This is a genomic window from Pedobacter roseus (assembly GCF_014395225.1).
GTDB lineage: Bacteria > Bacteroidota > Bacteroidia > Sphingobacteriales > Sphingobacteriaceae > Pedobacter > Pedobacter roseus.
The window spans coordinates 5883006-5908260 of the sequence record NZ_CP060723.1 but is presented as its reverse complement, the minus strand read 5'-3'; the positions used below and the strand labels follow the sequence as shown (position 1 = coordinate 5908260).

26 protein-coding genes, 4 tRNA genes and 1 riboswitch are annotated in these 25255 nt (G+C 39.5%); of the genes, 12 read left to right on the top strand and 18 right to left on the bottom strand.

Features of this window, described 5'->3' with window-relative positions:
* Window positions 1-79 precede the first annotated feature (79 nt).
* A riboswitch (SAM riboswitch) is annotated at window positions 80-185 on the bottom strand.
* Window positions 186-298: 113 nt separating this feature from the next.
* The 3 genes from H9L23_RS24495 to murQ all read right to left on the bottom strand — a co-directional run bounded on the left by H9L23_RS24495 (window position 299) and on the right by murQ (window position 2640).
* The gene (locus tag H9L23_RS24495) at window positions 299-1054 is read right to left on the bottom strand and encodes a Bax inhibitor-1/YccA family protein (protein ID WP_187592752.1); all 756 of its coding nucleotides are present in this window, start codon (window positions 1052-1054) and stop codon (window positions 299-301) included.
* A gap of 38 nt (window positions 1055-1092) precedes the next feature.
* The gene (locus H9L23_RS24490) at window positions 1093-1659 is read right to left on the bottom strand and encodes a hypothetical protein (protein WP_187592751.1); all 567 of its coding nucleotides are present in this window, start codon (window positions 1657-1659) and stop codon (window positions 1093-1095) included.
* Window positions 1660-1836: 177 nt separating this feature from the next.
* The gene (gene murQ, locus H9L23_RS24485; RefSeq protein ID WP_187592750.1) at window positions 1837-2640 is read right to left on the bottom strand and encodes an N-acetylmuramic acid 6-phosphate etherase; all 804 of its coding nucleotides are present in this window, start codon (window positions 2638-2640) and stop codon (window positions 1837-1839) included.
* 189 nt (window positions 2641-2829) lie between these two features.
* Between murQ and H9L23_RS24480 the strand changes: the two genes are divergently transcribed.
* From H9L23_RS24480 to H9L23_RS24465, 4 genes are all read left to right on the top strand, one after another.
* Window positions 2830-4437, top strand: a complete 1608-nt coding sequence (locus tag H9L23_RS24480; RefSeq protein WP_187592749.1) for a S41 family peptidase — start codon at window positions 2830-2832, stop codon at window positions 4435-4437.
* A gap of 154 nt (window positions 4438-4591) precedes the next feature.
* A complete protein-coding gene (locus H9L23_RS24475) occupies window positions 4592-5725 on the top strand; it encodes a histidine decarboxylase (RefSeq protein WP_187592748.1) in 1134 nt (377 codons plus the stop codon).
* Window positions 5726-5804: 79 nt separating this feature from the next.
* Window positions 5805-6401, top strand: coding sequence for a short chain dehydrogenase (locus tag H9L23_RS24470; RefSeq protein ID WP_187592747.1), 597 nt, complete (start codon window positions 5805-5807; stop codon window positions 6399-6401).
* Window positions 6402-6528: 127 nt separating this feature from the next.
* Window positions 6529-7035, top strand: a complete 507-nt coding sequence (locus tag H9L23_RS24465) for a GNAT family N-acetyltransferase (RefSeq protein WP_187592746.1) — start codon at window positions 6529-6531, stop codon at window positions 7033-7035.
* A 107-nt stretch (window positions 7036-7142) separates the two neighbouring features.
* On the opposite strand, the gene H9L23_RS24460 is transcribed toward H9L23_RS24465, so the two are convergent.
* The 4 genes from H9L23_RS24460 to era form a co-directional block, all read right to left on the bottom strand.
* On the bottom strand, window positions 7143-7652 hold the full coding sequence (locus tag H9L23_RS24460; RefSeq protein ID WP_187592745.1) for a GNAT family N-acetyltransferase: 510 nt from the start codon (window positions 7650-7652) through the stop codon (window positions 7143-7145).
* A gap of 352 nt (window positions 7653-8004) precedes the next feature.
* Window positions 8005-9306: a ribosome biogenesis GTPase Der gene (der, locus tag H9L23_RS24455; RefSeq protein WP_187592744.1), complete on the bottom strand. Its 1302-nt coding sequence runs from the start codon at window positions 9304-9306 to the stop codon at window positions 8005-8007.
* 155 nt (window positions 9307-9461) lie between these two features.
* Window positions 9462-9968 carry a TlpA family protein disulfide reductase gene (locus tag H9L23_RS24450; RefSeq protein ID WP_187592743.1) on the bottom strand — a complete coding sequence of 169 codons (507 nt, stop codon included), beginning with the start codon at window positions 9966-9968 and terminating at the stop codon, window positions 9462-9464.
* 16 nt (window positions 9969-9984) lie between these two features.
* Entirely contained in the window at window positions 9985-10881 is an 897-nt protein-coding gene (gene era / locus H9L23_RS24445) for a GTPase Era (protein ID WP_187592742.1), read from the bottom strand.
* Between the two features lie 114 nt (window positions 10882-10995).
* Here era and H9L23_RS24440 point away from each other — a divergent pair.
* From H9L23_RS24440 to H9L23_RS24420, 5 genes are all read left to right on the top strand, one after another.
* Window positions 10996-11071: transfer RNA gene (locus H9L23_RS24440), tRNA-Met, on the top strand.
* A gap of 70 nt (window positions 11072-11141) precedes the next feature.
* Window positions 11142-11213, top strand: a tRNA-Glu gene (locus H9L23_RS24435).
* A gap of 156 nt (window positions 11214-11369) precedes the next feature.
* Window positions 11370-12389: a hypothetical protein gene (locus tag H9L23_RS24430; protein ID WP_187592741.1), complete on the top strand. Its 1020-nt coding sequence runs from the start codon at window positions 11370-11372 to the stop codon at window positions 12387-12389.
* Window positions 12390-12769: 380 nt separating this feature from the next.
* Window positions 12770-12845, top strand: a tRNA-Met gene (locus H9L23_RS24425).
* A gap of 30 nt (window positions 12846-12875) precedes the next feature.
* A tRNA-Glu gene (locus H9L23_RS24420) sits at window positions 12876-12947 on the top strand.
* A 109-nt stretch (window positions 12948-13056) separates the two neighbouring features.
* Here H9L23_RS24420 and H9L23_RS24415 read toward each other — a convergent pair.
* Window positions 13057-13683 carry an SDR family oxidoreductase gene (locus H9L23_RS24415; protein ID WP_246474968.1) on the bottom strand — a complete coding sequence of 209 codons (627 nt, stop codon included), beginning with the start codon at window positions 13681-13683 and terminating at the stop codon, window positions 13057-13059.
* Between the two features lie 217 nt (window positions 13684-13900).
* Here H9L23_RS24415 and H9L23_RS24410 point away from each other — a divergent pair, with 217 nt between their 5' ends.
* Complete coding sequence (locus H9L23_RS24410; protein WP_025146356.1) at window positions 13901-14251, top strand: winged helix-turn-helix transcriptional regulator; 351 nt, start codon at window positions 13901-13903, stop codon at window positions 14249-14251.
* Window positions 14252-14277: 26 nt separating this feature from the next.
* Here H9L23_RS24410 and H9L23_RS24405 read toward each other — a convergent pair whose 3' ends face one another.
* From H9L23_RS24405 to H9L23_RS24385, 5 genes are read right to left on the bottom strand one after another with little or no spacing between them, the layout of a single operon-like run.
* A complete protein-coding gene (locus H9L23_RS24405) occupies window positions 14278-15441 on the bottom strand; it encodes an AMP-binding protein (protein WP_187592740.1) in 1164 nt (387 codons plus the stop codon).
* A gap of 9 nt (window positions 15442-15450) precedes the next feature.
* Window positions 15451-16368 carry a glycosyltransferase family 2 protein gene (locus H9L23_RS24400; protein WP_187592739.1) on the bottom strand — a complete coding sequence of 306 codons (918 nt, stop codon included), beginning with the start codon at window positions 16366-16368 and terminating at the stop codon, window positions 15451-15453.
* Window positions 16369-16370: 2 nt separating this feature from the next.
* On the bottom strand, window positions 16371-16676 hold the full coding sequence (locus H9L23_RS24395) for a hypothetical protein (protein WP_187592738.1): 306 nt from the start codon (window positions 16674-16676) through the stop codon (window positions 16371-16373).
* Between the two features lie 19 nt (window positions 16677-16695).
* Complete coding sequence (locus tag H9L23_RS24390; protein ID WP_187592737.1) at window positions 16696-17601, bottom strand: hypothetical protein; 906 nt, start codon at window positions 17599-17601, stop codon at window positions 16696-16698.
* Window positions 17602-17604: 3 nt separating this feature from the next.
* The gene (locus H9L23_RS24385; protein ID WP_223191015.1) at window positions 17605-18432 is read right to left on the bottom strand and encodes a class II glutamine amidotransferase domain-containing protein; all 828 of its coding nucleotides are present in this window, start codon (window positions 18430-18432) and stop codon (window positions 17605-17607) included.
* Between the two features lie 532 nt (window positions 18433-18964).
* Here H9L23_RS24385 and H9L23_RS24380 point away from each other — a divergent pair.
* Both H9L23_RS24380 and H9L23_RS24375 read left to right on the top strand, forming a co-directional pair.
* A complete protein-coding gene (locus H9L23_RS24380; protein WP_187592736.1) occupies window positions 18965-19855 on the top strand; it encodes a helix-turn-helix domain-containing protein in 891 nt (296 codons plus the stop codon).
* A gap of 66 nt (window positions 19856-19921) precedes the next feature.
* Window positions 19922-20656 carry an SDR family oxidoreductase gene (locus tag H9L23_RS24375; protein WP_187592735.1) on the top strand — a complete coding sequence of 245 codons (735 nt, stop codon included), beginning with the start codon at window positions 19922-19924 and terminating at the stop codon, window positions 20654-20656.
* A 107-nt stretch (window positions 20657-20763) separates the two neighbouring features.
* Here H9L23_RS24375 and H9L23_RS24370 read toward each other — a convergent pair whose 3' ends face one another.
* From H9L23_RS24370 to H9L23_RS24350, 5 genes are all read right to left on the bottom strand, one after another.
* Window positions 20764-21351 (bottom strand): YdeI/OmpD-associated family protein, encoded by a 588-nt coding sequence (locus H9L23_RS24370; protein WP_187592734.1) that lies wholly within the window; start codon window positions 21349-21351, stop codon window positions 20764-20766.
* Between the two features lie 6 nt (window positions 21352-21357).
* The gene (locus H9L23_RS24365) at window positions 21358-21810 is read right to left on the bottom strand and encodes a DUF1569 domain-containing protein (protein WP_187592733.1); all 453 of its coding nucleotides are present in this window, start codon (window positions 21808-21810) and stop codon (window positions 21358-21360) included.
* A gap of 73 nt (window positions 21811-21883) precedes the next feature.
* The gene (locus tag H9L23_RS24360) at window positions 21884-22576 is read right to left on the bottom strand and encodes a helix-turn-helix transcriptional regulator (protein ID WP_187592732.1); all 693 of its coding nucleotides are present in this window, start codon (window positions 22574-22576) and stop codon (window positions 21884-21886) included.
* Window positions 22577-22692: 116 nt separating this feature from the next.
* Window positions 22693-23775 (bottom strand): Gfo/Idh/MocA family protein, encoded by a 1083-nt coding sequence (locus H9L23_RS24355; protein WP_187592731.1) that lies wholly within the window; start codon window positions 23773-23775, stop codon window positions 22693-22695.
* A 25-nt stretch (window positions 23776-23800) separates the two neighbouring features.
* The gene (locus H9L23_RS24350; protein ID WP_187592730.1) at window positions 23801-25252 is read right to left on the bottom strand and encodes a Gfo/Idh/MocA family protein; all 1452 of its coding nucleotides are present in this window, start codon (window positions 25250-25252) and stop codon (window positions 23801-23803) included.
* Window positions 25253-25255 lie beyond the last annotated feature (3 nt).

Sequence of the window (25255 nt, the reverse complement as noted above, 5' to 3'; positions counted from 1 at the left end):
TGCCTCAAATCTCAAATCTATCATCTCAAATCTCAAAAAAAGGCTTATCTAAAAAGTTGGTACGTGAATCGTAATCCTAAACTTATCTGGTCCCGAATTTATTCGGGATAGAATTTAGCACCTTGTATGGTTACAGGTTGCTAAGACTTCGTTGGGTCTAATCCCTCCGTCTTTCTTAATAAGCATACAAAAATGCAACAAAGCTACATCAATTCCAAAATTTATCGCTTCGCTACCAAATAAAATTACAAAGGCCATGCAATTCTGCACAGCCTTAAGAATATTGTTCTGTTGATGATTATTTTCTACTTCCGAAAATACGTAGTAAGAATAGGAAGATATTTAAGAAATCAAGGTATAAAGATAAAGCGGCAACAATAGCCATTTTTTTGGATTCGATCTGAAGAACCTGTTCGCCACTAGCCTCAATCCCTTCGCCGATTCTTTTTATTTTTTGTACATCGTAAGCAGTTAACGCTGTGAATATGGCAATGCCAATGAAAGCCATAAATAAGCTGAACTGTTCGCTCTGGATAAACATATTAATTACACTCGCAATCACTAAACCAATTACACCCACCATTAAAATGGGCCCAAACTTACTTAGATCGATATTAGTAGTATAACCCATAACGGCCATGATACCAAATATACCTGCAGCACCTGCAAAACAGCTTACTATTGAACCTGAAGTATAGGTTAACAAGATAAAACTTAAACTTACTCCTGTTAGCACGGAATAAAGCACAAATACGCCAATTAATGCTGGCAATGATAATCTGCTTAAACCAAAGCCCATCAATAATACAAGGCCAAGTGGTGCAAACATAGCGATATAGCCAAAGATTGACATACTTACTTTTCCGGTTGCAGGGTTAATATTTAAAAGATACTGCATCAATTGTTCATTGGTACCAAAAAGATACGCAGCTACTGTAGATAAACTCAACGCAACAAACATCCATAAGAAAACGTTTGCAAAGAATTTTTTAGAAACAGAGTTTTCTTGTACAAAAACGCTGTTTTTTTGATATTCAAAATTTTGTTGTTCCATTTTAAATTTTGTGTATTTAACTATATAAAAATAAATATTTAGTTCAATCTTTTTGTCAGCAGTTCTTCAACTTTTTTAAAGAACTGTAGTGGTTTTAACGTGCGCCAAGGCAGATTATCAAAAGCGCCCCCAAAGTTAATGTAATAATCGATGTTATTGTCCCTAAATTCGGTAATTACATGCTGTTGAAAATTTACCCCAACAATCCAGCCATCTTCTACTTCCTGAAACCATTCTTCGTAATAACTATCATCGGAAGCATGAAAATTCAGTACATTTTCTCCGATCAGGATAAATTTATTGATGCCTTCATCCATCATCAGTTCTAAAATATCACGCTTCATTAGCATAATATCATTGTTAATGGCATCGTTCCATTCGCCTATAAATTCGATAATGGCATAACTGCGGTCGTAATCTGCATATAACACCTTCATGTAAAGTGTATTCGAACCAAACTCATCCCACTGCGGGTGCAGTAAAAAGTTATAAATCTGCTTATCGAAATAAAGTTCCGAATATTCGGTATTGTAAAACGGAGAACGTTCGTCTTCTGCAGAAATATAATCATCTCTCCACTGGTAATAAGGCTCTATCTCGTGCATGCTTTTAATTATAATTATTGAATGAGAGAGTAGATAAATATTGAATGAGTGAATTTTGAATGATTGAATGTTAAGTTTAATTCTGCATTCAAACTTTCATCCTTCTCTAATTCCCCCATTCAACATTCTCTAATTCCATCCTTCTCTCATTTTCTCATTCTATCATTCTATCATTCCTTAGTGTCCTGCTTCTACCGCTTTGCGTACGCTTCCGTAACGGGTCAACAATTCGGCGGCTTCATCATAACCGATATTCAGTTCGTCGGCAACCATTTGTGTACCCCGATCGACTAATTTATGGTTAGTTAACTGCATGTCGACCATTTTATTGCCAACTACGCGGCCCAGTTGCACCATTACTGTGGTACTGAGCATGTTTAAAACCATTTTTTGTGCCGTGCCCGATTTCATGCGGGTAGATCCGGTAACAAACTCAGGGCCAACCACCACTTCAACCGGAAAATCCGATTCTGCCGCTATCGGTCCGCCAGTGTTACAAACAATACAACCTGTTAAAATACCATGTTTACGTGCCGTGTTCAGCCCACCGATAACGTAAGGTGTAGTGCCCGAAGCGGCTAAACCAACCAAACAATCTTTTTCGTTGATATTGAACTCCTGAAGATCTTTCCAGGCCTGTTCAGAATCATCTTCGGCAAATTCTACTGCTTTTCTAATGGCAGTATCACCACCTGCAATAATCCCCACTACCCAATCAAACGGAACGCCATAAGTAGGTGGACATTCTGATGCATCTACCACCCCCAAACGGCCGCTGGTACCTGCGCCAATATAAAAAAGACGGCCGCCTTTTTTCATCCTTTCGGCAACTGCCGATGTTAATTTTTCGATCTGAGGCAAAGATTTCTCAACTGCGTAAGCAACTGTTTTATCTTCGTTATTAATGCCCTGCAGAACTTCCAATACCGACATCTGATCGATGTGCTGATAGTTAGATTCTTGCTCGGTAACTCTGTTCATAAATTTAATTTTGATAAAATTCGGTAAATTCTTTCTAAAATCTACCCTAAAAAATCAAAAATATCGCTCAAAAATTTCAATCGATCCCATCTTTGCGTTAATTAATGTTAAAAATTAGAAACAAAAGACACTAAAATGCAGTTAAAAAATATATCAACCCGCTAATTTTCATAAATTTGCATAACGCTGATGAAAAAAAATACCCGGAACAACATACTGATCGCCACAAGCTATTCTGTAATTTTAATAGCGGGCATGTTTTTGGGTATAAAATTTATTAAAGATCAAGGATTTGGCGTTAAAAAAAGTCCGCAGCTTGCTGCAAACAGCGACGAAAAATTAAATGAAATCCTTCACATCATCAACGGTAATTATGTTGATGACATCAATACCGATTCGCTTCAAAATTTACCGATAGACAGCGTTTTACATCAGCTCGATCCACATAGTGTTTACCTGCCTCCAACCGATGCGCAGGACATGACCGATAATCTGGAAGGCAATTTTGAAGGCGTAGGCATAGAATACTATATGCTTAACGATACCATGATGGTTACAGGTGTGGTTAAAGATGGGCCTGCCTATCAGGCTGGTATAAAGTTGGGTGATAAAATCCTGAGCATCGATACCACCACGGTAAGCGGAAGAAATTTACCAAAAGATCAACTTACCGGCCGTTTTAAAGGTAAAGCAGGTACCGGGGTAAGCGTGGTGCTTTTGCATCCAAATACCCAGCAGAGCAACCGCATTATGGTTACCCGTGGTAAAGTGAACATTAGCAGTATTGATGCGGCTTACATGATCAATAACGAAACGGGCTATGTGCGCATTAGTAAATTTGGCGCCAATACCGATAACGATTTCTCCGTTGCGGCAAATAATCTGAAAGCAAAAGGCATGAAAAAACTGATCCTCGATCTGCGCGACAATGGTGGAGGTTATTTTACTGCAGCAACAGGTCTGGCCGATCAATTTTTACCAGAAAACAAACTCATAGTATATACACAGGGCAAACACGAGCCACGCACTGATTATTTTTCAACCGGCACAGGCGCCTTTCAAAATGGCAAACTTGCTGTGCTGATCAATGAAAATACAGCTTCAGCCAGTGAAATTGTAGCCGGAGCCATTCAGGATCTGGGACGTGGTATTATTGTGGGCCGCCGCTCATTTGGCAAAGGCCTGGTACAAGAGCAGTTTGCTTTTGGCGATGGCTCTGCATTGAATTTAACCATCGCCAGGTATTATACCCCATCGGGACGCAGTATCCAGAAATCTTACAAAAAAGGCTATGATGCCTACAAACATGAGCTGGATGAGCGTATGATGGATGGAGAACTTACAGGTGACCGCACTTCTTTTCAGGATTCTATCGAAAAAACCGAAGGTGTAAATGTTCAGCCCAACCGAAAAATTAAACCGGTTGGAGGTATACAGCCCGATATTTTTGTCAAACTCGATACTAACGGCTACAATAAATTTTACAGCAACCTGGTAAGCAAAAAAGTGCTTTCTGATTACGTTTTCAATATATTAACGGCGAAGTATAGTGCCAGTTTTGTGGAACAGAATATCAATATCTTTACGATAAACGATAATGACTTTAAAGATTTTATCGGCTTTCTTCAGCGTAAAAATGTGCCGATCGACCGTTTCCAGTTATACAGTGCCAAAAATGTAATCTTAAATGATTTAAAAGCATTGCTTTGCAGATACTATTTAGGCGATGTTGGCTATTACAGGGCCGCAAACCAAACCGATAACGCGGTAAGACAGGCATTATTAAACCTGCAATAGCCATATTTTATATGCTATCCGATTAAAACAAACCCACACAGTCAGTTTTAAATTTCAAACAAACACTTAAAATCAATATAATATTCTTATTTAATATAATTAATTAATACTATATTTTGTTTTATTTAATTTTGCTGTCAAATCATATCAGTTTATGAAAACAAGCAGATTAGAAGCAAAAGATCAACAAGTATTAGATGAGTTGTTAGAAAAGGTTAAGGAACAGACCGATTTATTTTTAGGTTATCCGGTATCTAAAGATTTTGATTACCAGGCACTCGCTGATTTCTTAAAATACCCGATGAATAACCTGGGCGATCCTTTTGTTACTTCTACTTATGGTGTTGGATCGCGCGAACTGGAAAAAGAAGTCGTTCAGTTTTTTGCAGAGCTATTTCGTGCTCCGGCAGACAATTGGTGGGGTTATGTAACGAATGGTGGCTCAGAAGGTAATTTGTATGGTTTGTACCTGGCCAGAGAACTGCATCCAAAAGGAATGGTTTATTATTCTGAAGCGACCCATTACAGCGTACAAAAAAACCTGCACCTGCTTAATATGGGCAATATTGTGATACGCACACAGGAAAACGGCGAGATCGATTACGAAGACCTGGAACATACCATCAGGATGAACCGACAGATACCAGTAATTATTATGGCCAATATAGGTACCACCATGACCGAAGCACGCGATGATGTGGCCAAAATCAAAAGCATTTTAAAAAAACTGGCCATACAGCATTATTATATCCATGCCGATGCTGCGCTTTCAGGCACTTATAGCGCTTTGATCGAGCCCAGGCCAGCATTCGACTTTGAAGATGGTGCAGACAGCATTGCCATCAGCGGACATAAATTTTTTGGCTCGCCAATGCCCTGTGGTGTGGTAGTGGCAAAAAAATCGAACCGCGACCGGATTGCCCGCTCTGTTGCTTATATAGGGAGTGTAGATACTACCATTACCGGATCAAGAAACGGACATAGTCCACTGTTTTTATGGCATAGTATTAAACGTTTGGGTTTAGCGGGTTTAAAAAACAGGGCAATGCACAGTTTGGCCACCGCAGCTTATACCGAAGAGAAACTTAAAGAAATGGGCATTGCCGCATGGCGAAACCCAAACGCCATTACCGTGAATTTCCCTACCCCATCTGCTTCAATTTGTAAAAAGTGGCAATTGGCCGCTGAACAAGGAAATTCTCATATCATCTGCATGCCCAATGTAAGCGAGGTTCATATCGATCTTTTTATCAACGACTTAAAAACCGAAGCCATATTGCAAGATTAACACCCACAAACTTTTGTCTCGGCTAAATGTTTAATAGCAACTTTAACTTAGTAAATACTGAACCTTTAAATATAATAGCATGAAAATAATAATTGTAGGCGCAACAGGAACATTGGGTAAAAAAGTAGCCGAGGCTTTTTTGGAGAAACATGAGGTAATCCGTGTAGGAAATACCAAAGGAGATGTTCAGGTTGATATTACAAATGAATCATCAATTAAGGCCATGTTCGAAAAAATTGGCGCTTTTGATGCGCTGATCAGTACGAGTGGAAAAGGCCCGTTTGTACCCATAAAGCAAATGACGGGTGAAAAATTTAAAAGCGGATTACTCGACAAATTATTGGGACAGGTTAATTTGGTACTTATCGGGCAGCATTACATTAATAAAGGCGGCTCATTTACCTTAACCTCCGGGATATTGGCCGATCATCCGATAGCTGCCGGAGCCGTATTAAGCGCCGTAAACGGTGGATTAAATTCTTTTGTAATTGCCGCCGCTCCAGAACTTGAAAATGAGGTGCGTATAAACGCGATCAGTCCAAATGTAGTGGAAGATTCGCCAGCCTATTTTGATTCATTCCCAGGGGAAATTCCGGTGACGATGGATAAAGTAGTTAAAGCTTTTGAGAAAAGTGTTCTGGGTATAGTTACCGGTCAGGTAATAAAAGTTTATTAAATGTTGAAGGCATTAGTTCCTTTATCAAAGCAACTGGTGCTTTCTTTATTTTTTAACAAAAGCTTGTTCTAAAATTTTGTTTTTTAAAAAGCCAAACTATTATATTAGTCTATCTAACAATTTTAATATGATAGAAACTGAGCGCCTCATTTTAAAACCTTTAACACACAATCAGCTCTTAAAATATATTAAAGACGATCATTCGCTCGAACAGGAATTTGATCTTTTGCCCACCAGGAAAAATATCTCTCCTTCCCTGCACGACGCCTTGGAGCAGACCATTCTGCCCAATGTCTTTGACAAGGATAAAGATTACCTCTACCATACTTTGTGGACCATTATATCAAAACCTGATCATAGGATGGTAGGCGATATCTGCTTTGTAGGCGAACCAGATCCAAATGGTGAAATTGAAATTGGTTATGGTACTTATGAAGAATTTCGAGGTCGGGGATTTATGACAGAGGCTGTTGGCAGAATAATCGAATGGGCAAAGGAACAACCAAAAGTTAAATCAATTTTTGCTGCAACCACGAAGGATAACGTGGCTTCTTATTCTATTTTAGAAAAAAATAACTTTATCCATATCGGCGAAGTGGATGATATGTTGAGCTGGAAGATTGAACTGAAATAAGTTTTGCTTACGCTGAGTAATTTGCCACGGAGACACGGAAAATCAGGAAATAATGTTCGCTTGCGCAGCTATAGCAGAAAGACTGCCTTGTTCCCTGCAATTGCTTATTACAATACAATCTCAAACAAACTTAGGCTAATTCCTTCATAGTGTTTTGGCAATCCTTCGGTTTTATCCATAGTTACCACACCAACATAATCAAAACCACATGCGGTATAATATTCGAGCAGTTTTTCATTATCAGCCCAGGTATCCATTCTGATAAATTTAATCCCGTTGTCTGCAGCAAAAACTTTAGCCCATTTAATAATTTCCTTTACAAAAGAATAGCCCCTGAATTTGGGATGGGTTACAATCCTATGGATGTAAATCGCTTCGTGATCCCGTTCGCCCCATATTAACTGATCGTTAAACGTAACCGCAAAAACACAGGCAACAACACCATCTACCAAAATTTTATATTGACGGTTTTCATCAATTTCGGTTTGTACCATTTCTCTGCTAAAGCCTTGCCAGTGTTTATTAAAAACTTTCTTTTGATGAGCAATGGCCATATCGTAAAATTCGAAAATGGTATCAATATCTGTTGGCAGGCTGTTTTGTACTTGTAATTGCATGTGGTAAAGGTAAATTTTTATCTCGTTAGTCGGGATTTGCAATCCCGTCTATTAAAGTTTAGCTTTTCGTGGATTTCAAATCCACAGAACGAAAGGTCAATATTACAAATCTCGACGAACAGAAACCTCAGCGCTTAGTGCATTATGATTCCCAATCAAGTTGGGAAGGACGATCTCTCTACAAAAATCGCTGTAGCCCCAATGTTCCTTAAAAAATGACCTTTCAGAATGACAGTGCTATATAAACAAAAACAGGGCTGCTTTCGCTATGGAACGCAACCCTGTTTTAAATAACAGTGGTTTTAGGTATATCGGTCTTATGCCCTCCACCTTTAAACCTTCAACTTCAAACCTATTTCTGTCTGAAGTAAATCTGGATAGGTGCACCAGAAAAATCGAAGTTCTCTCTCAGTTTATTCTCGATGAAACGTTTATACGGATCTTTAATGTACTGCGGCAGGTTGCAGAAAAAAGCAAACATTGGCGAAGTCGCATTGATTTGAGTGATATATTTAATTTTAATGAACTTTCCTTTTAGTGCCGGAGGTGGGAATTTCTCGATCAATGGCAACATTACATCATTTAATTTAGATGTAGGTATTTTCTTGCTACGGTTTTTGTAAACCTCTAAAGCCGCTTCAATTGCTTTGAAAATACGCTGCTTGTTTAATACCGAAGTAAATACAATCGGCACATCGGTAAAAGGACGGATACGTTCGTGAATCTGTTCTTCGAAAGCTTTCATCGTTTGGGTATTCTTTTCGATCAGATCCCATTTGTTAACTAAAATAACGATACCCTTTTTATTCTTCTCAGCTAAATGGAATATATTGATATCCTGACTTTCGATCCCTTCTACGGCATCGATCATTAATACCACCACATCAGCTTCTTCTAAAGCTTTGATGGTACGCATAACTGAATAAAACTCTAAGTTTTCTTTAACCTTGGTTTTTTTACGTAATCCTGCAGTATCGATCAACATAAATTCGTGACCAAACTGGTTATAATGGATTTTAATTGAATCGCGGGTGGTACCTGCGTTTGCAGTAACGATATTACGCTCTTTACCAATTAAAGCATTAACCAAAGAAGATTTACCCACATTTGGGCGACCCGCAATGGTAATTTTTGGCAACTGGTTTTCTTCTTCAGGAATATCTTCGAAATTTTTAACAATTTCATCCAATAACTCTCCCGTTCCAGAACCCGTCATTGACGATAATGGATAAACCTCACCTAAGCCGAAGCCATAAAAGGTATGGATTTCGTTATATAAAGCGGTATTATCTACCTTATTTGCAGTTACATAAACAGGCTTTTTACTTCTACGCAGTACTTGTGCAATATCATCATCCAGATCGGTAATACCTGTAGTTACATCAACCATAAAGATCAATACACTGGCTTCTTCGATGGCAATCATTACCTGCTCACGGATGGCAGCTTCATAAACGTCTTCCGAATTGGCCACATAACCACCGGTATCGATTACTGTAAATTGTCTGTCAGTCCACTCGCCTACACCATAGTGCCTGTCGCGGGTTACACCGCTTACATCATCTACAATGGCCTTACGGCTTTCGGTTAATCTATTAAAAAGGGTACTCTTGCCTACGTTTGGCCTGCCTACGATGGCTATAATATTACTCATGGGTGTTCTATTGATAGTTAATGGCTTATAGTTAATGGTCGTGGTGTTCGGGCAAGCTGCTCAAACTATTTGGCTATCAGCCATTGACTATCAACTACTAACCGATTTATTTCGGGCTGCAAAGGTACGGTTATTTTTCGTAACCTCCATTAATATTAATTTTTATACTTATCTAAAAGTCCTCTTATTACTTCTTCGGTCAATTGATTTCCCTGCAATAAGGGAAAGCCTTCCCACCTAACCATCCCTTTCGGATCGATAAGAATGGCATGCGGAATACCTTTAACCTCAATCTGATCTTTCACTGTCCCTTTGGTATCAATGGCTTCAAAATAATTGATTTTTGGGTTATCAAAAGCAGCTACTTTTTCTTCTGCCTCATCAGATACACCAATAATTACCAGTTTATCTGCATATTTTTTCTGCAGGTCGTTTAAGGTAGGGATATATGCCCTGCACGGGCCGCACCAGGTTGCCCAAAAATCGATCAGCACAAATTTCCCTCTGGTATCGGGTTGTTTCGAAAGCCATTTTTCGACCACCAGTTCTGGCGCCTTTTCGTTCAGGATGGATTTTGCCCACAATTTTTTACCATTGTTCGATTCCTGGGCGAAAGCCAGTGTACCAATCAAAAGCAAAAGAAGCGTCAGACTTTTTTTCATCTCCTAAAAATCGAAATTAATTATCGTAACCAAAGCTTTTCAGGTAATTCTTTTTGCTTCTCCAATCCGGAATTACTTTTACAAACATTTCAAGGAAAACCTTGCTATCCAAAAATTTCTCAATCTCCAAACGCGCTTCGGTACCCACCTTTTTTAACATGCTGCCACCTGTACCGATTAAAATGTTCTTTTGCGAATCACGTTCTACGATAATTTCTGCCGTAATCCTGATCATTGCCCCCTTACCATTTTTCATTTCCTCTTCTTTAAAACTCTTTACAATCACTTCGGTGCTGTAAGGGATTTCCTTTTGGTAATTGAGGAAGATTTTTTCGCGGATAATCTCAGAAACGAAGAAACGCTCAGAGCGGTCTGTTAAATCTTCTTTATCGTAATATGGCGGATGCTCTGGCAACATTTCGAGCACGCGCTCCAATAATCCGTCTACATTGTGTTTATGTAAAGCCGAAATTGCATAAATCGCAACCGGATTTAGCTTTTCCTGCCAGTAAGCAATCTTCTCTTCAACCTTTTCCTGCTTCGCCTGATCAATTTTATTGATGAGTACAATTGTTGGGATATCGCGGTTCAGGATTTTCTCCAGAACATCTTCTTCATCGTGCTCTTCGTTAATATCGGTTACAAACAAAAGTACATCTGCATCAGTTAAAGATCCGTTAACAAAGCTCATCATACTCTCTTGTAAACTATATTTTGGCTTAATTATACCTGGGGTATCAGAAAAAACGATCTGATATTCTTCTTCATTTACAATCCCTAAAATGCGGTGTCTTGTGGTTTGTGCCTTAGGAGTGATAATGCTAAGCCGCTCGCCTACAAGCACATTCATGAGGGTGGATTTACCTACATTTGGTTTACCTATTATACTTACAAAACCTGCTTTATGCGCCATTAAAATATTTTTTAAAAAAAATTTGCAGCACAAAGAAACGAATTATATCTTTGCATTCCAATTCGGAAACAGAGTTAAGGATTTAATTCAAAAGAAAAAACGAGTTGTATAGAGTGCGGGGTGGAGCAGTTGGTAGCTCGTCGGGCTCATAACCCGAAGGTCGCACGTTCGAGTCGTGTCCCCGCTACCAATTCAGTTGGTAGTTCTCAGTTGGCAGTTTTAATTGCCCACTGAAAATTGGAAATTTGAAACTGAAAAATGGCCCGTTCGTCTAGGGGTGAGGACGCCAGATTTTCATTCTGGAAACAGGGGTTCGATTCCCCTACGGGCTACGATCCCGCTTTACGATAAGTAGAGCGGGATTTTTGCTTTCTAGAGAATATTATCCCCAGATCAATCAATAATATTCCTACCCCACCGCATAATCACATTTTTAATCTTATTTTAGCATACAACAAAAATCCCTATTACCATCTAAAACGCAATTAATGAGCTCCGTATTCAGAACATCCTACACCCAGGATCCAAACACCGTAACCGATGACAAATTGAAAGAAATCATCGGACAACGAAAGTGGCAAACTGTTGATATTAAAATTTCGGAGGAAGACCTTAAAGAAAATATATGGTTTTTAAACGACGCAGTTGTTTTAAGACAAAGCAGAGAGGGTGTTCCTTTAATGACGACCACAGCAATTTACGGCCCCATCCATAAAGATACCAGGGTAGCCTTAACCCCAGGCGAAGGAACCGGTGTAACAATACTACCGAAAGCACCAACAGAAACATCATTGATTGATGAGCTGGAAGCCCTGGCGCGAAATGCAAAAGCACCAAAAGAAGGTAATGCGGTTACGGTTAATTCGAACTGGGTAAGCAGCATTGATGGTGGAAGATTACCTAACCTCGACCCTTCTGCAAACGTATTTGGCCAAACAGGCTCTTTATATGTGAATGAAACAGCTGTAATTTTTCCGGTAATAGAGCCAAGCCACCCCGATTACGAAGAAACACTTGCTTTTTACGGAGCTAAGCTGCTTAAACGGAGAGAATCATTTTACATGGGTTTTGAAGACACCTTATTTGGCATGGAGTACGATACCTCTTTGCCGGATTACATCCGCAATTATGCCATGTCGCCCATAGGTGGCGGAGGCATGTTTGTTGAACACCACCCCTTTCCTCATATTTTTCTGCCTAAGCCAAATGAAAATGGAAAGGTATTTTGTGAAGCCAAAGTCACCTTAGGTCACAAGGTGGAGGTTATGGATCCGGAAAAAGAAAATCCCAGAATTGTATTTACCACTTTCAGGGTACCTGCTGATGGATCAGCCCTGGCGATTAAACCATCTACCATACATAATGATAGTTTTACGAACGGAAAACTGGCTGTCTTTGTTGCCAATACACCGGCAGATACGGTAGCTTTCAGACAAACTGCCCCTTTTACCAACATAATTGTAAAGGACAATGAACCAAAAATAGAGAAGCCAAAAGATTTTAGCTGAAAATAGCGCCTGATTCGCCCGCATCCGATATGATGCGGGCAAACAGGACTTTTAATCAATATAACTAACCAAATATATATTGAGAATTAAATTGTGCTAAAATTCGAAAAGAATATTCTTATTTAGACTAATTATAAACAAAGAAAGGAAACAAAGTTCATTCTACCAAATTTTGCATCAGCAAAATTCGTTAAACTTTGTTAAAAACCACACAACTCGCTCATTATCAATCCAAACTTTATTAATAGAAATGAGCAGTCTTTTTAGGGGTAGATTGGCCACCAAAAATATTTTAAAAAATATTGCAAATGACTTTGCAGATGTCAAAACAATTTATACCTTTGCACTCCTTCAAACGAAGAAAATTTGAAGATATAGAGTGCGGGGTGGAGCAGTTGGTAGCTCGTCGGGCTCATAACCCGAAGGTCGCACGTTCGAGTCGTGTCCCCGCTACCAAAAGAGTTGAAAGACACTCTAATATTTAATGGCCCGTTCGTCTAGGGGTGAGGACGCCAGATTTTCATTCTGGAAACAGGGGTTCGATTCCCCTACGGGCTACGAAAAGCCGCTTCTATCCGAAGCGGCTTTTTTATTGCTTATCCATTTTGGGAATAGAGGTTCCCTATAGTTATCAAAACCACTACGGCTACAAAAACCGAATGTTAATTTATTTTAATGCATAGTTAAGGTAACCGCCATCTGCCACAATCTCTGTTCCTGTAATAAAACTTGCCGCATCAGAAGCCAGGAATAATACTGTTTTCGCAATTTCATCAGGATTACCGAGTCTTTGCAAAGCTGTAGCACCCGCTAATAGTTCTTTTGCTTCTGCTGGTAAAGCATTTTCCAAACCAGGTGTTGCCACTGGCCCAGGGCTAACAATGTTTACACGGATTTTCCTACCTGCAAGTTCGTTTGCTGCAATTTGAGCAATTTTATTCAATGCCCCTTTGGTTGCAGAATATAAGCTGGCTCCTACATTTGCGGCTGTTGCTACTGTTGAAGATGTAAACAAAACCGCCGCTCCATCAGCTAAATGAGGAAGTAACTTTTGCAACGTAAAAAAATGACCTTTTACATTAGTATTGAATTGTGCGTCGAAATTTGCCTCGGTAACATTTTCTATTGGTTCAAATGTGGCAATCCCTGCATTTAGGAAAAGAACATCTACTTTGTCGCCCCTTTCGGCAATTGCTTTCTCCAGGATAGAAATGTCTGCAAGTTTTGAAGTATCGGCTACTACGGTATTTAATTTTGGGCTATTTATTTCTGCATTAGCTTTTTGGAGATTGATGGCATTTCTGCCTGTTATCCAAACATTTGCCCCGGCGTTAATAATGCTTTTGCTGTTGCTAACCCAATTCCAGTGGTGCCGCCTGTAACGACAACGTTTTTATTTGTAAAATCCATGATTATTTTTTTTATTTAAGTCGCAAAGTTAAAATGAATCAATTTATTTCAGTTACTTTGTTACGAAAAGTAACAGTAACTTTCGGGTAACAAAGTAACTTATGACTGAAAATCATTGCGAATTAGGGCACAAAAAAGAGATCATGGCGGTCCACGATGCGATGGACGTGCTGAGCGGGAAATGGAAAATCTCCATCATTTCATCTATCTGTTATTATAACAAAAGAAGATTTTCTGATATTTTAAATGATGTACAGGGAATATCAAATAAAATGCTGAGTAAAGAATTAAAAGAGCTGGAGATCAATAAATTGGTAAAAAGGACTGTATTGGATACCCAGCCCATATCTGTTCAATACCAGCTAACAGAATATGGCATGACGCTGAAAACCATTATTAACGATCTTACAGCCTGGGGACTGGAACATCGCAAGGTAATTATTGGCAAATAAATTAGATACAGCCTCGAGCAGTGACACTAAATTCTATGATCGACAATGACAGGTGTTTTACCAGTAGTGGCATTGATATAAAGGTTTAAATCCTCACCAGCTAAAACTTCTAAATTTTTCACCTTGTAGCCGAATACCTTATTTATTTCCTTAAGTTTTAATTCAATATAGGCTGCTTTATCGTTATTAGTTACATCGGCGATCAGGATAAATCTTATAGCGGTATGCCCCTCATGAGGTGTAATCTGTATCTGAAACCGTTCTACATCTGTTAAAACTGCGTTAAAATCATCCAGTTCATAGTTACACTCATTAAACATAAAAGAATTGGATGATCTCCCTTTTAATTCAAGATAAACTTGATCATCAACTTTAACCCATTTACCGATATCGCCTGTATTGTACCTAAAAATGGGAAAACGCTTACGGAATAGATTGCTCACCAGGAGGGAACCATAACCATCGGCATCAGGGGAGTTTGGCTCCACAACCAGGCCGTCAATCACCCTGAATAATGATGGCGACCGGCTATAATCGCACCAGGCCCATATCCCTGTTTCGGCAGAACCGTATAATGAATAGATCTGCCTGGTTCCAAAAACATCCTCGAAAAGTTTAATGTGTGAGGGCGGCAAAAACTCGCCACCAAACAAAAGATTTGTAATGGATAAACTAAGCTGATGTTTTTTAAGGTATTGCGCAAAAAGGAATAGTTTTGAAGGTGTACCTAGCAATAAATTGGGCTTAAAATTTTGAGCCATCCGGCAGGCATCTTCATAGGGTAAACTTGCACCCGCCACCAGGGTGGTTGCACTGCATCTTTCCAATAAATCATCCATAATTGCGGCCGTACGGTACATATCCATATAACCAAACATATTGAGTGCAATGGTTTTTGGGATAAATATCTCAGCTTGCTTTAATGCGGAAGCGAGTACGGCGCGCTGCTCGAGATTTTCTACAATATCTACTGGAAAAACCAATGGTTTTTGTGTAGATCCGCCAGAACGAACCAAATAAACTCCTTGTTTTTCGCTATGAAGATCAAAATTATTGTTTAACTGAGTAATCAATTCTTTTTTGCCTATTAAAGGCGCATTTTGATAATCGTCGTAACGAAGGTAATAGGATTTGAAAAGTTCTGACTGCCTAACAATCTGGTAATATTGGTTAAGGAGGGGATTAATCATTATTAAAATTTATCTTTTGATGAGCAGATAACCAACGTATTTTGGCAAAAAACTGCGATAATGCCATAAAAAGCGTACTTTTTGGATATTTGATGGCAAATTTTGTAAAGCGTGTTTATACCAGCGTTCACCGATCATGCCCATTAACAGGCGGTCGTGCCTATCCTTACTGTTTACATACCTCAAAATTACCGGGGGCAATTCGATTTGCTTAAAATGATCATATTTTTTCCGCGATAAGCTCCCGTGTACCTCGTTGACATAAAGATAACCTCCGGTTTGCAAGGCTATTTTACCCGGCACCGAGTTCAGTATTCCTTTTAGTACCCGGTACCAAAAATCGATTCCTTCATTTAATTGTGCTTCGGCCTGGTATCGGTTAGAGGCGATCCATTTACTTCTTGTAATCACATTACTGCCAACCCCCATTATAAAATGTGGCGAGCTAACTGCCGTTAAAGGATCTTTAATCAGGTATAGATCTGCATCAAGCGGTTCCAGGTACTTTTTTAGCGGCTCCAGATCGGGATATATTTCATTGCCCGGCATAAAAATGATATTGAGGACCATAAAATCGAGCTGATGCACTCTAAATGCAGATGATGCTATTTGCAGTAACTTTGGATGATATTCATCATCGGCATCTAAAAAACTAACTAACTCACAATTGGTAGCGGCAAAACCAATATTTCGTGCATTACCCGGGCCTTTATTCTCTGTGAGTTCAATTACCTGTATCCTGCAATTGCCAAAGGCAGAAATATTATTACGCAAAAAATCATGAACAATAGAAAGGCTATTATCTGTACTTAAGTCGTCGACAATAATCAACTCATCCGGCAGTTTACTTTGCCGGATGAGTGAATTTAAGGTTTGGCTAACATAAGCCGCTTTATTAAACAGCGGTATAATGATGGCATGTGTCATGTTTATGAGTCCGACATCATTGCGGGAAAAATGACTCCCCTCCCCTGGTGAACATTAACCACGCTTTCTGCTGAGCCACGGAACAAACCAGGGCCAAAAGACCGGTTATTATAACATAATAACATGCCTACTAAATTGATCAATGTTTTATCCGGACCATTGCTATATTTAAACCAACGCTGGGGCACATATTCCTGTACCATGTATTCGGGCCATTGTTTGGCTATAATATCAGACCAAACCGCGGTTTCACAATCACTTTTCACATACATATCGATACCACGGCCACCGCTATTCCTTTTTAACACCCAATTTTGAGGGAATTACTTACTTCAACCCGTTTTTCGGGGTATGGAGGGCGTAAGTGGGGATTAAAAATGATCGTAAAAAAAGATATTCTTCCTTAGAAAGATAATCTTTCATGATCTCTTCACTCCACAAAACAGCAAGAATGCGTTTATCATGAACCAATATCAGTGTACGTACATCATTAAAGTAGTTACCTTGTTTGATGATCAACTCTAATACTTCGGGATCAAAATTACGCAGTTCTTCACGGTCCATTTCCAATATAAACTGATCAACGGCTTTACCATGCAGCATAATTGCCCCATTTTGGCAGGTTAACTGTGCAGGACTTGCCGAAACGTAATTCAGACCCTGCTTGCTAAATTCATTTAACAGGTAAAACACCTCAGTACCTTTTTCTCTCTCGTGCACCAACACGATGGGTTCTTTACTATTGAATCGGCCAAAAATGGTGTTAATAAATTCACGCTGATGAGGAACAGCCTCGAGTAAGGGCAAACTGCTATCTTCAGAAATCACGTTAAGGTAATAACTCAACATCCACCCATTAATCGGGTACCTTGCGCCTATTTCGCAGATTTTGATACTGCCATCTTCTGCCTGTAAAAAATCAGGGCGATACATGCCCACTTCGTAAGGCTGTGCGTTTGCGATATTTAAAATATTGTTCAAGCGATCATCAAAGTTATAAATGGCACGCATCCTTTCATCAGCAAAATAAGCATTGACAACACTGATTAACGCTTTATTTAAAACCTGGCACAGTTTTTCCATCCGTACAATTTCGTTACGGTTTACAGCAACGGGAACCGGAGAAAATGAATCGGCACCATTACAGGGTATTTCGCCCAGGTGTTTCATCAGCAATTCATTCAGCGCATCCCTGCTGCAAATGCTTTTTCCTTCTACAAGTTCACCCGTCATAATTTATGCAATTTCATCTGCCAATACCGGTTCTAAACTAGCGCTAATGGTTTCCATTACGGCCGCTTTTTTACTTAAATAATCGGCAACAATTTCGCTTAAGTCGTAATCAGCCAAATTTACGTCCATTGCCTTAACATAATAATTGATGGCATTAACGGCATAAAAGAAATGGTTTTTCTCAGTTGGTCCACAGTGAACGGTTATCCAGGCCAAAGTATGTTTTAGGGTATCTTTATCAAAGCCAAAATCATCTTCCAGCCAACGCGTAAATTTTGGTAATATAAACTCTACCTCGCCATGTGTATAAATCTCATGCACCAACGTGGTTAAAAGACCGATCAATAAATCTTTGTTGCGCAGCGAATTCTGATCTTTCCAATATTTAAAAGCACGGGCACTTGGATCAAGGTATTGCCTCAACAACCATCCATCATCGCCACAGGTATTTGTAGCCATGGTATAAAACAGGTCAGAGTGCAGTACTTTTCCAACAACAGCCAGGTCTTCATCAACAATTCTGTTTAAGCTTGCCACCGACCTGAAAAGCTGTGCTTCATCTGGTACAGGTATATTTTTATGAATCAGCATCGTCATGCGGTTACTCAATCCGGCAACGGTAACTGCACTGTTGTTGGTTTGACTCCAGCTATGAAAAAAGGGCTTAAGGTGATCCCTGTCATGCGGAATTGCCGTAAGTTTAACAAAACTTTCTTCGATTGTTGTAAAATGTTCAGCCTGTTGAGGGAAATAGGCCAAAAGTTGGTGCTTTAATGGAGATTCTTCCATTCCTTCGAGCACGGGAATGATGATTGACAATAAATTTTTCACAATTTTTTGGTTTAAGGTTTATTAAAAATGTAAATAAATACAGATTAAAATATTCTTATTTTGTTTAAAAAATTAATAACAGGCAGGAGATCGGTCTGTTATTACCATATCAGATTATTTGGCAAAATCTTTAATATAGTTAAGCAAAATAAAAAACACAAATAACTGATATATAATAATATACAGTTAAATAATGAAATTAAAGGATAGTAATCGAAATAACTGATGAAAGAGCGTGTTGCATTTTGATGAGCGGTTTAAGTTTTGGAATGATGAGATGGCTTTGAGTTGTACATAGATACGGACTTTATTTTTAATAAAAAATACATACATATAATATCACTAAAAATTACACATAAATACATTTATTTATTACGATAAAGTAATATATATAATACATAATTAAACTACTGATAATCGTCAAATTTTTAGAATGCTGTTTTAAGAACGTTGACATTTAATTCTTTTTACAAAAAATCAACGTATATTATTCATGTACCCATGAGGTTTTTCTTTCATTTGTAAGTAAGCCATGCAGACACTTAACCACAATCAACAATTACCCATTTACAGACTAGAACCTGATGAAATTGCGGGTAATAAAAACTTCAGGCTTTATCAATTTGAAGGAACTTTACCAAACCAATCGGAACTACTTATTCCCCACAGGAAAAATCATTACCTGATTGTTTTGATTAGAAAAGCAGATAGCCGCCAGTGGATCGATATGACGCCCTATAAGCTTAAAAATAATACCGTTTATTTTTCCGGACCGAATCACATCATTGTTAAAGAAGGTTTTAAGCAGTTATGGAGTACCGGTATTGCCTTTACCAAAGAGTTTCTGTCGTTTCAGGAAAACGCTTCATTAAGTAAACTTCCACTAATCCAAAACCCACACGACGGGCATGAACTGGCCCTTAGCGTAGCTGACCTTGATTTTGTTGAGGATATGCTCGCAAAAATAAATGTAGAATACCAGCACCAAAGTGAGTGGCAGCAACGCATGCTTACGGCCTACCTCACCCTACTCCTCACCTACCTGAGCAGGCTATATACTGAGCAGTTTAAAGATAACGACCGCTCTGCAGAGAAACTGTTGTTAAAAGATTTCCTGTCGAAGATTAATGAATCCTACCGGAAACTGCGCGAAGTGGGCGATTATGCTTCTTTATTGAATATTTCTCCCGGACATTTAAGCGAAGTAGTGAAAATACAGAGTGGCAAACCTGCCATTAAACATATTCACGAGCGCCTGATACTCGAGGCACAGCGTTTGCTCTTTCATACCGATCATGCGTTGAAAGAAATTGCATTTGATCTTGGTTTTTCTGATACTTCTTATTTTAACCGCTTTTTTAAACGCGAAACTGGCCTGACACCTTCAGCATACCGTGCCAGCATCCGCAAAATGTACCATTAATACCGATGGATGTGTTCTAACCCGGTTAGCATCGCAGTATACATTTGTACCATAAAAAATTTAAATATGAAAACAGTACTCATTACAGGAGCAAATAAAAGTATTGGTTTTGAAACAGCCAAACAGTTATTACAGCAAGGATATTATGTATATCTGGGATGTAGAGATATTAATAAGGGAGAACTGGCGGTTAATCAGCTAAAATCAGAAGGATTAAATGAGGTAGAACCCATTGAAATTGACGTTAACAATGCCGGATCAATTAAAGCCGCAGCCGAACTACTTGCTCAAAAAACCAAAACACTTGATGTATTGATTAATAATGCAGGTATTGCCGGTACCATGCAAGCGGCATTAGAAACCGATATTAATGTATTTAAAGAAGTGTTTGAAACCAATTTTTTTGGTGTAATAGAAGTTACACAGGCATTTATCGATTTATTGAAGCAATCGACAGAACCCAGGATTGTTAACGTTACATCGGGTTTAGGATCGCTTGCATTGCATAACGACCCAACCTGGAAATATTATGGGGTAAAACCTGCAGCTTATGTTTCATCAAAGGCTGCGCTTAATGCCTATACCATTGTACTGGCACATCACTTAAGAGATACTTCTTTTAAAGTTAATGCTGTTGATCCGGGTTATACGGCAACCGATTTTAATCACCAATCAGGCCCGGGTACCGTACCTGATGCCGCAGCAAGGGTGGTAAAAGCGGCTACATTGGGTGCAGATGGGCCAACCGGACAGTTTTTCAGCGATGATAATGCCCCTGAAACGGGAATTAGTCCATGGTAAATCCCTTGATATTATTTAAGTGGGCGCAATTTTAACGTCCACTTAAAATGACTTTTAATCTGAACAAGGTAATTTTGCCTGATTAATTAGAAAAAAATGATACAAGCCTACCTAAATTGTACTGGTTTAAGTTTCTGGCCCGCCAAAGTAGCTATTTCGTTTATTCTTTTCTGTCTGGTTTCAGGCTTTTTAGCCAGTACAAGCCATTGCAATATGCTTTTTTGAACAGATTTGCTTAAACTCAAAAAAAAGGGTCTCGATCCGCGATGAACTTTAAATGCAGCAGTTAAATCTTTCGGGATTTTCAATTCTTCCACTTTATCGAGGATGATCCATGAGCCATTCTGTTTTGCTTTTTCGATGCTGTCAAAACCAGCGGTTGTCATTAAGCCTTCTTTGATCAAACGCTCCACTTTTGCCTTGTTAATTTTAGACCATACACTGTTTGGTTTACGCCTGCAGAAAAACTGCATAAAGGTTTTATCATCTATCGATCTTGCGGTACTGTCAATCCAGCCAAAACACAGCGCTTCGTCTACAGCCTGGTTCCATGAAATTGATGGTACACCAGATTTTATTTTATGGTAAACAAGCCAAACGGACTGTTTTGAGCTATGGTTTTCAGCCAACCATGCTCTCCATTCCTCCTGGCTTGCCGGACAAAAGCTTTCGATTTCTTTTTCTTCCTTTTTCATTTTCAATTAAAATCCGAACTGTCTTAAATGATGATCGAAATGTTTCCACTGCATCAATGCCCATTCTTCGGGTGTTAATGGCCCAAAAAAGGCTTGTGGATGTGTGGTGCATTTAGCCGGGCCACCTTCAAAAAAGGCTTTGATCTGTTTGATTACTTTTGCTTTTTCATCTTCGAAATCGGGATTACCTTTAATGATGTAACTTTTATCCGTGGCACTGTTTTTAGGAAACGGCATTTCGCTAAAAAATTTTTGTTTCATTAATTTACCAAAAAAACGTCCTAAAAAACCCAATCTATCTGGATTGTGCAATCCCATAGCCGTTTCGAGCGATGCATTGCAATGTGCGAGCATCTGGCTAACGTTCATTTTGCCCCATTGCTTTTGGGCAGCTGGCGTTAGTTTTTCAATTCGTGCTAAAATGGCGGCAGTATCGGAAGGATTAAATAAATTGTGCATGTTCATTAATTTTATGTTATAGTACAAAACTAATGCAGGCTAATGACAGCCCTATGTCAGGGGTATAAATGCCTTAATGATTTTTATCGAAATATTCTTGCAGGGTCATTTTGTGCGGAGCAAATTTCTCAGTAAGCATTTCGAGTTTTTTGATCCGATCTAAGCGGAAGAAGCGAAATTCGGTTCTTAAACGGCACCAGGCTACTAATAACCAGTTTTCCTGAGTACTTAACAGTGCAAAAGGTTCAATTAAGCGGTTGCTTGTCTGGTTTGCTTCATTGGTATATTCGATCTTGGTAACATAAAAATTAGTGAGGGCAAATTGCAGATCAGACAGGTTATTACTGTTTCTCTCGTTGTTAAAGTTTTGGGTAAAACGCGTGCGTTCGGAGAGAAGATTTACATTGTCTTTTACCTGATGTCCCAATACCGCTTTGATCTTGTCGATGGCTTCTAAATAATCTTTAATAAAAGAAGTATCCTTGTTTTTCAGCACCAATTGTTCGGCAATTATTAAAGCATTGGCCTGGCTTTCGGTAAACATTACGGGAGGAATTTTGTAACCTTCCATTAACCTATACCCTTTTCCTTCTTCTGTAAAAACCGGAACACCTGCCTGTTCTAAAGCTTTAATGTCGCGGTAAATGGTTCGTACACTTACCGAAAATTTTCGCGCGAGTTCCGGAGCCGTTAAAAGACGTTTGGTTTGCAATTGAGTTAAAATTGCGGTGAGGCGCGAAAGTCTTTTGGTATCGTTATCGTTCATAGTTAAACTTAGGGAAGCATTTCGATGAACAATGATAACAAAAATTGGTTGTTAAAAAATTATTCCCGCCTGTAAGGCAAGCATTTCGTTTCGCTACAAAAGAAATGACGAAAATTTTAACCTAATCGGATCATTTCACCTGTTTTGACTGATTCATCGCAGGCAAAAGCGATTCTCAAACTATTTACAGCATCCTGTGTGGCATCGGCTAAATCAAGATCTTCTGTTATCGCTTTTAAGAAATACCGTTGTTCGCGGTTGCAAAGTTCCTGGTGATCAGGTTCGTCGGTCAGGTCGATCCATTCATCGGTTTTGCTAAATTCATCCTGTGCGTTTAAACCGGCATGGTGCACTTTAATGGATTCGGTTTTGGTATGCGCATCAATATTATCGGAGTTTCCGGCGGCGCCGGCTTTTTTGGCCATGATGGATACGGAACCTTTCGGACCAAAAACATCTTTAATAAAAAAGGCGTTATCGCTTACCATAGGCCCCCAGCCTGCTTCGTACCATCCAACAGAACCATCTTCGAAACGGATCTGCAACTGACCGTAATTATAGTTCCAATCTGGAATATCGTCGGTAAGCCTTGCGCCAATGGCACTCACCTGCACAGGTTTTGATCGTGTCATCTGACACATGATATCAATGTAATGTACGGCGCAATCTACGATAGGACTTAAACTTTTCATCAGGTTGCGGTGTACGGTCCACTTTGGTCCATGGCTTTGTTGGTTCAGGTTCATTCGCATCACCAATGGTTTTCCCATTTCCTGCGCCAGCTCGGTAAATTTCTCCCATGAAGGGTGATAACGAAGAATATAACCCACCAATAATTTTTTATTGGCCTTTTTAGCCGCTTCGGCTACTTTTATTGCACCTTCTACGGTATCGGCCAATGGCTTTTCAATAAATACATGACAACCGCTTTCGAAAGATTTAATGGCATAAGCCTCATGCGTATCAGGATAAGTAGAAATGCAAACGGCATCAGGTTTGGTAATCGCTAAGGCTTCGTAAAAATCGGTGTACAGATCATATTGGCCACCTAATTTTTGATTGAGGATTTCCTTACTTTTTCCGGTTGAGACTAATCCGCATATTTCAAAACCAGGCAAAGTATGATAAGCTGTGGCATGGGAAGCTCCCATATTGCCACAGCCCACCACTAAAACCCTTAAATTCTTATTTTCTGTCATTTGTAAAAGTTAGAAAGTTTTAAAGTTAAACACCTAAAGTCCAGCCTTTTCGGTATTCGCGTTTCACAAACTGGTTTACTTCGTCAAAATTGGTCACTTTCATATTTACCTTATCCCATAACATTTTGATGTCCCTGCCCGGATAACTGATTTTGCCTGCTGCATCTCTGCGCTGAACGTCAGTTCCACGGATGGCTAAATTGGCAATTAATAAAGTTTCGGTAAGTGGCCCGGCAATTTCAAAAGGTGAGCTGAGCTGCATTTTTCCGTATCCCGCAATTGCGGCTTCGGCAAACTGGGTATAATGACCTTCTTCCTGATTAACTATACGTGGAATGGTGATTTTTGTTTTATCCGATTCGTTGCGGGACAAGGGCAACAGCCTTGGATTTTTACCATAAGTTTCGCAGATCATTTTTCCTTTTGTACCGATAAACAATACCCCATTGTCGCCAAAGCTTTCGTTTGCGCCTAATTCTTCCGGACGTTCGGGTTTGATTCCCCCATCCATCCAATGTACCTGTACTTCGTGTCTGGTTTTAGGGGTTTTGGCAAAAGTCATAATCACATGGCTTGATGGCGGACAGCTCTCCGGCAAATAAGCGCGTTTAAATTCATCAACATACACACTACCCACGCTGCATTCAACGCTGATCGGCGTATCGAGTGCCAATACCCTGAATGGTGGTTCTACCAAATGGCAGCCCATATCGCCAATGGCACCCGTACCGTAATCCCACCAGCCACGCCAATTGAAGGGAACAAGTTTATTGATGTAATCTTTATACGGAGCACTGCCTAACCAAAGATCCCAATCGAGTTCTTTTGGCACGGCTTCTTTTGCTGTCGGCCAGGAGATTCCCTGCGGCCATACTGGTCGGTTAGTCCAGCAGTAAACCGTATGTACTTTACCGATCCGGCCAGCATCATACCATTCCTGCAGTCGCCTTACTCCATCACCCGATGCACCCTGATTACCCATCTGCGTAACCACTTTATAACGGTTTGCAGCTTCGGTTAACATCCTGGCTTCATAAATATCGTGCGTTAATGGTTTCTGTACGTACACGTGTTTACCCAACTGCATGGCAGCCATGGCAATCTGTGCGTGGGTATGATCAGGTGTGGATACGGTTACGGCGTCAATATTTTTGCCTTCCTTATCCAACAACTCGCGGTAATCTTTATAATATTTTGCCTTGGGGAAATTTTTCAGTGAATTTGCAGCTCTTCTATCATCCACATCGCATAAAAAAGCTACATCTGTTTTCCCACCCCTAACAATACTGGCAATATCACCCTCTCCTTTCCCACCTGCACCAATACCTGCCAGTTGCAGGCGATCGCTCGGCGCCAGAAAACCTTGCCCACCCAACACATGGCGGGGTACAATCATAAATCCCGCTGCAGCAAGAGCGGTTGTTTTAATAAAGTTCCGTCTCGAATTTTCAGTATTCGAATTTGCCTTATCTTCCATTAT